Source organism: Piscinibacter sp. (genome assembly GCF_050175855.1).
Taxonomy (GTDB): domain Bacteria; phylum Pseudomonadota; class Gammaproteobacteria; order Burkholderiales; family Burkholderiaceae_C; genus Piscinibacter.
Genome location: NZ_JBFXIO010000186.1, coordinates 1 through 9680, shown reverse-complemented (window position 1 = coordinate 9680; position 9680 = coordinate 1). Strand labels below are relative to the sequence as shown.

The window sequence follows — 9680 nt, the reverse complement described above, 5'->3', positions numbered from 1 at the left end:
CAGGCCTATCCGACCAAGCCGATCACCCTGGTCGTGCCGTTTCCCGCCGGAGGGGCGCTCGATGCCGTGGCCCGGCCGATGGCCGAGGGCATGCGCAAGATCCTCGGGCAGGCGGTGGTGGTGGAGAACGTGCCGGGTGCCGGAGGAACCGTCGGTACCGGCAACGTGGCCCGGGCGGCGCCGGACGGCTACACGATCCTGCTCGGATCGGTGGCCACCCACGCCATCGCGGCCGGCATCTACCCCAAGCTCAGCTACGACCCGCTGGCCAACTTCGCGCCGATCACCCAGCTGACGCGCGGCCCGCTCGTGCTCGCGGTCGGGCCGCAGTTCAAGGCGGGCAGCGTGCGTGAGCTGGTGGCGGCCGCCAAGGCCAGCCCCGGCACGATCAACTATGCGTCCACCGGCAACGGCACGGCGCTCCACGTGGCCGGTGAACTCTTCAAGTCGGCGGCGGGCATCAACGTTCAGCACGTCCCGTACCGCGGCGGCGGCCAGGCGATGACGGCCCTGATGGCCGGCGAGGTCTCCTACATCATCGGCAACACCCAGCTGGTCATGCCGTTGATCAGCGGCGGCAAGATCAAGGCCCTGGCCGTCACCGGCGAACGTCGGCTGGCCGCGCTGCCCGACCTGCCCACGATGGCGGAAGCCGGCACGCCCGGCGTCGACGTCGTCACCTGGTTCGGCCTGTTCGCCCCCGCCGGAACGCCGGCGGACATCGTCGAGCAGCTCAACAGTGCGGCCGCGGCCGCGCTGAAGAGCGAGGCAGTGCAACGCTCGCTGGCGACCATGGGCGACGAGCCGGTGGGCAGCTCGGTGGCGGATTTCTCCAGCTTCGTGAGGGCCGAGCACCAGCGCTGGGTGCAGATCACCCGCAGCGCCGGCATCAAGGTCGAGTGACCCGCGCCGGAGGATTTGCATGTCGCAACCCAACATCCTGGTCATCCAGGCCGACCAGCTCACCGCCAAGGTGCTGCCGATGTACGGCAAGCCCATGGTCATCACGCCGAACCTCAGCCGCCTGGCCGAGCGAGGCGTCACCTTCGTCAACGCCTACTGCAACAACCCGGTGTGCGCGCCGTCGCGTGCCTCCATGCTGACCGGCCGCATGTCGTCGGCGGTGGGCGCCTACGACAACGCCGGCGAGTTCCCGTCGGCCACCCCGACCCTCGCCCACTACCTGCGGCACCAGGGCTACCGCACCTGCCTGTCGGGAAAGATGCACTTCATCGGCGCCGACCAGCTGCATGGCTTCGAGGAACGGGTGACGACCGACATCTATCCCTCCGACTACGGCTGGACCGCCGACTGGACGAAGACCGACGAGCCGTACTCGCCGTCGCGGATGAGCCTGCGCTCCATCGTCGAGGCGGGCCTGTGCGAACGCAACCTGCAGATCGACTACGACGAACACGTGGCCTACCACGCGCAGCAATGGTTGTTCGACTGGGCGCGCGACAGCGACCGGCGGCCGTTCCTGCTGTGGGCGTCGTTCACGCATCCGCACAACCCGTTCATCACCACGAAGGAGTTCTGGGATCTGTACGACCACGCGCAGATCGACCTGCCGCGTGTGCCGTTCATCCCCTTCGACCAGCGCGACCCGTGGTCGCAGCGCTATGCGTTGACCATCCGCGCCGACGAGCACGACATCACCGAGGCGCACGTCCGCACGGCGCGCCATGCCTACTACGCGATGACCTCGTACTTCGACTCGCTGGTGGGCCGAGTGCTCGGCGTGCTGGACCGCATCGGCCAGACGGAGCAGACGGTGGTGTTCGTCATCGCCGACCACGGCGAGATGATGGGCGAGCGGGGCTCGTGGTTCAAGTTCCAGCCCTTCGAGTGGTCGGTGCGCGTGCCGATGATCGCCAGCGGCCCGGGCGTGAAGCGCGGCCATCGCGAGGAGAAGGCCGTCTCGCTGCTCGACCTGCTGCCGACCTTCAACGACCTGGCCAGCGAGGGCCGGGGCGTGGACCCGATCGATCCGCTGGACGGGGCCAGCCTCGCCGGCATGCTCGCCGGGGACAACGCGGCGCGGGAAGACACCACGCGGATCGAGTTCCTCGGCGAAGGCGTCTGCGCGCCGGCGTGCATCCTGGTCCGCGACGGGTTCAAGTACGTCCACTGCCGCACCGATCCGCCGATGCTGTTCGACCTGAAGAGCGATCCCGACGAAATCGTCAACCTCGCCGGCACGGCGGCGCACGCGGCGAGGGAACAGGCGATGCATGCCGAGGTGCACGCCCGCTGGGACTACGCCGGCATCGAGCGTGACGTGCTCGAGTCGCAGCGGCGCCGGCTGTTCGCCCAGGAGGCGCTGCTCCAGGGCCGCTGGACCGCCTGGGACTTCCAGCCGCCGAACGATGCGTCGCGCCAGTTCGTGCGCGGCGCGGTCGATCCGAATACCACCGCCACCAAGGCCAAGCGGCGTTTCCCCTTCGTGCCGGCCGTGCCGCCGGACCATCCGCGCAAACGTTGAGGTCCTCCGCATGGCGACCGTGAGGCCCGGCCTCGACGCTTTCTGGATGCCGTTCACGCCAAACCGGCAGTTCAAGGCGCAGCCGCGTCTGGTGGTCTCGGCCGAAGGCGTGTCCTACCGCACCGCGGACGGCCGCGAGGTGCTCGACGGCACCTCCGGCCTGTGGTGCGTCGGCGCCGGGCACCGCCATCCTCGCATCGCCGAGGCGATGAAACGTCAGATCGACACGCTGGACTTCGCGTCGAACTTCCAGGTCGGGCACCCGGGTGCGTTCGCGCTGGCCGAGCGGCTGGCTTCGGTCGCTCCGCCCGGGCTGGACCGCGTGTTCCTCACCAACAGCGGCTCGGAGGCCTGCGACACGGCGATGAAGATCGCGCTGGCCTACTGGCGCGCGCGCGGCGAGGGCCAGCGTAACCTGTTCGTCGGCCGCGAGCGCGGCTTCCATGGCGTCGGCTTCGGTGGCATCTCGGTCGGCGGCATGACGAACAACCGCCGCGCCTTCGGCACCAGCCTGCTGCGCAGCGATCACCTGCGATCCACCTGGGATCCGGCCACCCAGGCCTTCGTGCGCGGCCAGCCGGAGTCGGGCGCGGAGATGGCCGACGAACTCGAGACCCGCATCGTGCCGCTGCACGATGCGTCGTCCATCGCGGCCGTGGTCGTCGAGCCGATGGCCGGCTCGACAGGCGTGCTGGTGCCGCCGCTCGGCTACCTGCAGCGTCTGCGCGAGATCTGCGACCGCCACGGCCTGCTGCTCGTCTTCGACGAGGTGATCACCGGTTTCGGGCGCCTGGGCGCGATGTTCGCGACGCAGGCCTTCGGCGTGGTGCCCGACATGATCGTCTTCGCCAAGACGGTGACCAATGGCGCCGCGCCGATGGGCGGCGTGCTGGTTCGCCGCGAGATCCACGACACGCTGATGCAGGGCCCGCCGCACCTTTCGGAGCTGATGCACGGCTACACCTGCTCGGGCCATCCTCTCGCCAGTGCTGCGGCGCTGGCAATGCTCGACGTGATCGAGACCGAGGCACTGTGCGAACGCGCCGCGGCCCTGGCGCCGCACTTCGAGAACGCCGTGCACTCGCTCGCCGACGCGCCCGGCGTGGTCGCCATCCGCAACATCGGCCTGGCGGCCGGCATCGAGCTCGCCCCGGCGCCTGGCGCACCAGGCCGGCGAGGGGCCGCGGCGCAGGCCGCCGCGTTCGATCACGGCGTGCTGACGCGCGCCCCCGGCGACACGCTGGTGCTCGCGCCTCCCTTCGTTTCCACGCCCGCGCAGGTCGACCGCATGGTCGAGGCCCTGCGCGCGGCCATCGTCGCCACTGCATCCCTGCCGGAGACCCCGTCATGAAGGCCCTCGTCTACACCGCACCGAACGAAACCCAGCTGCGCGAGCTGCCCATGCCCGAGCTGATGCCGGGCGAGGTCGTGCTGCAGATCGAGGCGGTAGGCATCTGCGGCTCCGACATGCACGCCTGGCACGGCCACGACCCGCGTCGCAAGCCGGGGCTGGTGCTCGGGCACGAGTTCGTCGGCCGCATCGCCAGCAGCGCCGCCACCGGCTTCGAGGTCGGCACGCGCTGGACCGGCAACCCGCTGATCACCTGCGGCACCTGCGAATACTGCGTGCAGGGCCGCAACAACCTGTGCGCGAACCGCACCATGGTGGGCATGACGCGCGCCGGCGCCTTCGCCGAGTACATGAGCATCCCGGCCGCCTCGCTGATCGCGATGCCGCAGGACCTGCCGGCCCGCGCGGCGGCGCTCACCGAGCCCGCCGCCACGGCGTGGCACGCGGTCAACCTGGTGATGCGCGCGCTGTTGCGGCCGATGCACGAATGCCGCGTGCTGGTGATCGGCGGCGGGGCGATCGGCATGCTCTCGGCCCTGCTGCTGCGCCACCTCGGCGCCGCACAGGTGACGCTGGCCGAACTCAACCCGCTGCGCCGCGAGGCCGTGGCCCGGCATGCCGGCGCCACCACGGTGGACCCGCGCGAGTCGCCGCTGCCCGAGTCGTCGTTCGACGTGGTGATCGACGCCGTCGGCGCGAAGCCGACGCGCAACCAGGCCATCGCCGCCGTCAAGCCGGGCGGCGTGGTGATGCACGTCGGGCTGCAGGACTGGGCCAGCGAGATCGACATGCGCAAGCTCACGCTGGCCGAGATCACGCTGCTGGGCACCTACACCTACACCACGGCCGACCTGCGCGCCACCGTGGCCGCGCTCGCGCGCGGTGCCTTCGGCGACCTCGCCTGGGTGGAGGAGCGCCCGCTCGAGCAGGGCGCCCAGGCCTTCATCGACCTCGACCAGGGGCGCTGCGCCTCGGCCAAGGTGCTGCTGCGGCCCTGATCACGCGGCCCACCCGGATATCGATCACCGAATCGACGGGCGATCGTGCGCCGGCATCGCGTCGCTTGACGGGATCCCCTCAACGCCACAGCGATGCATGGTGGCGTGTGCGGGGTGTGCAGGCTCGGGTGACGATGAGCGACGATCGAAGATAGAGGGCATTGAGCACGCGCCGCACCAGATCTGCGTCGCTCGTCTGTCGTGTGAGCTCCGACAGGGTGACAGGCGGGCCTGACAGCCGCTGCAGGATGGCATGCACGCCGGGAACCGCAAGCGCTTCGCGTTCCGGCCGGCCCACCGTGCGATAGGCCAGTGGCCCCGCGATCTCGGGCAGCAGTTGCCCTCGCGAGCCGTGCAGCGCGAAGCGCCAGACCATGTCGCCGATCATGCCGCGCCGAAAACCCGTGATGTCGAAGTTGGCGTGCGAGCCCTCGTCCACGCGCTGCAGCCGGAGCTCGCGCACCTGCTGATCGGTCAGGCCGAAGAACTGCACGTCGCAGGCGAAGCCCTGCATGCGGGGCAGGGTGACGAGCCGCACCGGTTGCGCATCGATCACCAGATGCATGGCCAGCGCCTTCGAGTGCCGGATGCTGGCCGCGAGCACGGGCAGCAGATCGGTCGGCTCCGGTGTCTGGAGGAAGCGCGCAACGTCGTCCTGGAGTGTGCCGCTGAGCGTGGACACCACTCCCGTTGAACTCTCGTCGGTGAACCATCCCGACACCGGCAACGAATCTCCGCAGGAAGCCGTCACCGTGTCGAACTGGGTTGCCGGCTCGGTCAGAGGCTGCGTGGTGGGGCTGGCCGATCGGGGGGGCACGGGTGTGAATCGCATGCGTCGAGTGAGGTGTCGCGTGCCACGGTAGGCCTTCAAGATGAGAAGCGCCTTAAAGGAAACATGTTGTTTCCGCATCGTCGCTTCAAGTCGATCCAGCCGCGCGCGTGGCCGGGTCCGGGTCGACCGGGCGGTCGTAGGGTTCGTGGCCGCTCTTCGCCGCTTCATGGCCCTGCGCGCCGTAGCGGCAGTGTAGGTTCCGGCGGCATACCGGCGGGCCGGGCCACAGCGCTCGCAGCATCGGCAGCTGTTCGTCGATCGGCGGCAGGCGCGTATGCAGGCCGAGGTAGTGGGTGGCGCCGCGTGCACGGAGCGCGGCGGCGAAGCCCGGGCCGAGCCGGGCGGCGTCGCGCACTCGACAGCTGCGGGCCGGCCCGGCCTGGAAGACCAGCACGCCGAGCTTGTCGCGCAGCCCCTGAAGCGCCGGGCGCACCACCTCCTGCAGCGCCGCCTGCGGGTCGAGAAAGTGCGGAGTGGGCCGGGTGCCCCGGCCGCCCGGCTCACGGATCGAGGCGTCGCAGATCAGGGCCGGCGCCTTGTCGACGCATCGGAAGTCGTCCGGCACCTGCTGCGCACAAGCCGCGTACTGGCCGGGCTCCAGCGGCCGGTAGAACACGCGGGCCACGCTCACCGTGCCCAGCAGTGGATGGCGGACGTGGGCGGCCAGTCCGTGGCGTGCCAGCACCTCCTGGGTGGCACGGCTGGCATAGACCAGTCCGGCCCAGCCGGGGAAAGGTCCACGATGAGGTGCCCATGTGTGCGCCCTCGGGCTCCGCGAACATCGCCTCCTGCATGGCCGGCAAGCCTGGCGTTTGCGGCGAGAATGCGCAGCCAAAGGAGGCGGCTCGCGTGATCGACCCGAAGGACGAACAGGCCATGCGCATCGCCATCGACCAGGCCCGCAACGCCTGGCTGGTGGGCGAGGTGCCGGTGGGCGCCGTGATCGTGCGCGACACGCCGGCCGGCCGCCAGGTGGTGGCCACCGGCTACAACCGACCGATCACCGAGCACGACCCGACGGCGCATGCCGAGATCGTGGCGCTGCGCCACGCCGCCACGCTGCTGGCCAACTACCGCCTGCCCGAGTGCGAGCTCTACGTCACGCTCGAGCCCTGCGCGATGTGCGCGATGGCGCTGATGCACGCGCGATTCAAGCGCGTGGTGTTCGGCGCCTTCGACCCCAAGACCGGCGCGGCCGGCTCGGTGGTCGACCTGTTCGCCAACCGCCAGCTCAACCACCACACCGAGGTCGTCGGCGGCGTGCTGGCCCACGACTGCGGTCAGGTGCTGCGCGAATTCTTCGCCGAGCGGCGCGAGCAGTACCGGCAGCGTCGTGGTGATCGCACGGCCGAGGCGCAGGCCGATGCCGACGCCCCCGACACCATCCCGGCCGGCGAAGCCATCGAGCTCGACCTGCCGCCACCGGCGGGCAACTCATGACGCAGCTCACCCTGTTCACGCCCTCGGGTGTCGTCGCCGCGGCCCGGCCGCTGCGCCTGGCTGCGCGCCGGCTCGGCGAGCTCGGCTACTCGGTCGCGCTCGACGAAGCCGCCCTGGCACGCCACCAGCGCTTCGGCGGCGACGACGAGATTCGGCTGGCCGCGATCCACCGCGTGGCCCGGGCCGCGCCGGACATCGCCATGGCCACGCGCGGCGGCTACGGGCTCACGCGTCTGCTCGACCGCATCGACTGGAAGCTCGTGGCGCGCAGCGTGGAGGGCGGCACGCGCTGGGTGGGCCACAGCGACCTCACCGTGCTGCAGCTCGGCCTGCTGGCGCATGCCAAGGGCGTGACCTGGGCCGGCCCGATGGCGTGCTACGACTTCGGCCGGCTGGCCGAGGAGCATGGCGAGAAGGCGGCGCCGGCCGTCGACGAGGTCACGCGCGATTGCTTCGCCGAGGCGATGAGCGGTGAGCTGGAGGCCGTGGGCTTTCGCACCGAGGCGGGCTTCGATGGCCTTGACGTCAAGGGTGTGCTCTGGGGAGGCAACCTGTGCATGGTGAACTCGCTGCTCGGCACGCCGCACTTGCCACGCATCAAGGGCGGCGTGCTGTTCCTCGAAGACGTCAACGAGCATCCCTATCGCGTCGAACGCAGCCTGCTGCAGTTGCACCAGGCCGGCGTGCTCGATGCGCAGAAGGCGATCCTTCTGGGAGCGTTCAGCGACTGGAAGAAGTCACCGCTGGATCGGGGCTACGGCCTGAAGACCGTGATCGAAACGTTGCGCCGCGTGACGCGCACGCCGATCCTCACCGGGCTGCCGTTCGGCCACGTGCCGACCAAGGTCACGCTGCCGGTGGGCGCTCGGGTGCAACTGGTCGTGCAGGCACGCGACGTGCTCATGGGCTGGTGAGCCCGCGTGCGCTGGAGTCGCCGCTCTAATCGGCACTCAGTCCCCGTGTTCCAGGGGGCGCGGCCGGTGAAACCCTGAGCGGGGGCCCTGGCCGCGCGCTTATCATCCGCGACTGCCTTTCGGCGGCCCGGCCACAAGCCGGTGCCCGTCGGGGGCAGATTCTTTTGAGGGGGCGGCCGCGACAAGCCTGCGGCGCGCTCCCGATCGACGAAGGGGACGACCGCATGCACGGTCCGATGAGAGGGTGGGGCGCGCGGTTGGCAGTGACCTTGTCGCTGGTGCTGGCCGCCTGCAACAACAGTCCGTACCCGGACGGCGCCGCCGCCACCAACACGCTGTTCAACTCCTTCGACGAGCGCTCGCCGCGCTACCTCGACCCCACCGCCTCGTACAGCAACCCCGAGACGCCGTATACCTACTCGGCGTACGAGCCGCTGTACGCCTACCACTACCTCAAGCGGCCCTACGAGCTGATCCCGAAGACGGCCGAGGCGGTGGTGCACCCGCGCTACGTCGACAAGGCCGGGCAGCCGCTGCCCGACGACGCGCCGGCCGAGCAGATCGCCGAGAGCATCTACGATGTGCGGCTGAAGAAGGGCATCCACTTCGCGCCGCACCCGGCTTTCGCGAAGAACGACAAGGGCGAGTACCTCTACCACCATCTCACCCCCGCGCAGGTGGGCGACAAGCGCTCGCCGTGGGACTTCGAGAAGCAGGGCACGCGCGAACTGGTTGCCGAGGACTACGTCTACGCCTTCAAGCGCCACGCCACCACGCGCATCGAGGCGCCGATCTTCGCCATCTTCTCGGAGTACGTGGTCGGGCTGAAGGACTACGCGGCGCTCATCAAGACCGAGGACGCCAAGCTGCTGCAAGGCCTGCCGGCGTCCAGCCCCGACAAGCCCTTCCTCGACTTCCGCCGCTGGCCGCTGGCCGGCGTCACGGCGCCCGACAGCCACACGGTGCGCTTTCGCATCAAGGGCAAGTATCCGCAGTGGAAGTACTGGCTGGCGATGACCTTCTCCGCCCCGGAGCCCTGGGAGGCCGATGCCTTCTATTCGCAGCCGGGCATGAACGCGAATGGCCTGTCGCTGGTGAAGTGGCCGGTGGGCACGGGCCCGTACATGATGACCGAGTACGTGCAGGACCGCCGGCACGTGATGAAGCGCAACCCCAACTTCCGCGGCGAACCCTATCCCTGCGAAGGCGAGCCGGGCGACAGGGAGAAGGGCCTGCTCGACGACTGCGGCAAGACCATGCCGTTCATCGACACCATCGTCTCCACCATCGTCAAGGAGGCGGTGCCGCGCAAGGAGATGTTCAAGCAGGGCTACCTCGACGTGCCCGAGATCGAGCGCCCGGAGTGGGGCGTGCAGTTCCGCGCCGACATGGAGGATTCCGACAAGGTGCGGCGCGACTTCGAGGCGCGCGGCTTCCTGTTCCCGCAGACCACCGACATCAACAACTGGTACCTCGGCTTCAACTGGCTCGACCCGGTGGTGGGCAAGGGCGACACGCCGGAGCAGCAGGCGAGGAACCGCAAGCTGCGCCATGCGCTGTCGATCGCGATCGACTGGGAGGAGGGCTACGGCCGCATCTTCCGCAACAAGGGTGGCGTGGCCGCCCATGGGCCGGTGCCTCCCGGCGTGTTCGGTTCGCG

The 9680-nt window shown here is 70.0% G+C and carries 9 protein-coding genes; 7 read left to right on the top strand and 2 right to left on the bottom strand.

What is annotated here, in order from left to right:
• The 4 genes from AB7U92_RS14785 to AB7U92_RS14770 form a co-directional block, all read left to right on the top strand.
• The coding region (locus tag AB7U92_RS14785) for a Bug family tripartite tricarboxylate transporter substrate binding protein (protein ID WP_428578215.1) at positions 1 to 903 on the top strand (903 nt) is incomplete at its 5' end.
• Positions 904 to 922: 19 nt separating this feature from the next.
• A complete protein-coding gene (betC, locus tag AB7U92_RS14780; protein WP_428578212.1) occupies positions 923 to 2485 on the top strand; it encodes a choline-sulfatase in 1563 nt (520 codons plus the stop codon).
• 46 nt (positions 2486 to 2531) lie between these two features.
• Positions 2532 to 3836: an aminotransferase class III-fold pyridoxal phosphate-dependent enzyme gene (locus AB7U92_RS14775; RefSeq protein WP_428578209.1), complete on the top strand. Its 1305-nt coding sequence runs from the start codon at positions 2532 to 2534 to the stop codon at positions 3834 to 3836.
• Positions 3833 to 4834, top strand: coding sequence for a galactitol-1-phosphate 5-dehydrogenase (locus AB7U92_RS14770; RefSeq protein ID WP_428578207.1), 1002 nt, complete (start codon positions 3833 to 3835; stop codon positions 4832 to 4834). Before AB7U92_RS14775 ends, AB7U92_RS14770 begins: the two co-directional genes overlap by 4 nt.
• 79 nt (positions 4835 to 4913) lie before the next feature.
• Here AB7U92_RS14770 and AB7U92_RS14765 read toward each other — a convergent pair whose 3' ends face one another.
• Positions 4914 to 5666: a hypothetical protein gene (locus AB7U92_RS14765; protein ID WP_428578204.1), complete on the bottom strand. Its 753-nt coding sequence runs from the start codon at positions 5664 to 5666 to the stop codon at positions 4914 to 4916.
• A gap of 85 nt (positions 5667 to 5751) precedes the next feature.
• Entirely contained in the window at positions 5752 to 6351 is a 600-nt protein-coding gene (locus AB7U92_RS14760; protein ID WP_428578201.1) for a DUF72 domain-containing protein, read from the bottom strand.
• Between the two features lie 191 nt (positions 6352 to 6542).
• On the opposite strand from AB7U92_RS14760, the gene tadA reads away from it, so the two are divergent.
• From tadA to AB7U92_RS14745, 3 genes are all read left to right on the top strand, one after another.
• Positions 6543 to 7106, top strand: a complete 564-nt coding sequence (gene tadA / locus AB7U92_RS14755; RefSeq protein WP_428578218.1) for a tRNA adenosine(34) deaminase TadA — start codon at positions 6543 to 6545, stop codon at positions 7104 to 7106.
• Positions 7103 to 8020 carry an LD-carboxypeptidase gene (locus tag AB7U92_RS14750; RefSeq protein ID WP_428578199.1) on the top strand — a complete coding sequence of 306 codons (918 nt, stop codon included), beginning with the start codon at positions 7103 to 7105 and terminating at the stop codon, positions 8018 to 8020. The genes tadA and AB7U92_RS14750 overlap by 4 nt, the downstream gene beginning before the upstream one ends.
• Before the next feature lie 224 nt (positions 8021 to 8244).
• Positions 8245 to 9680, top strand: a 1436-nt coding sequence (locus AB7U92_RS14745) for an ABC transporter substrate-binding protein (protein ID WP_428578196.1), incomplete at its 3' end; no start/stop codon positions are given.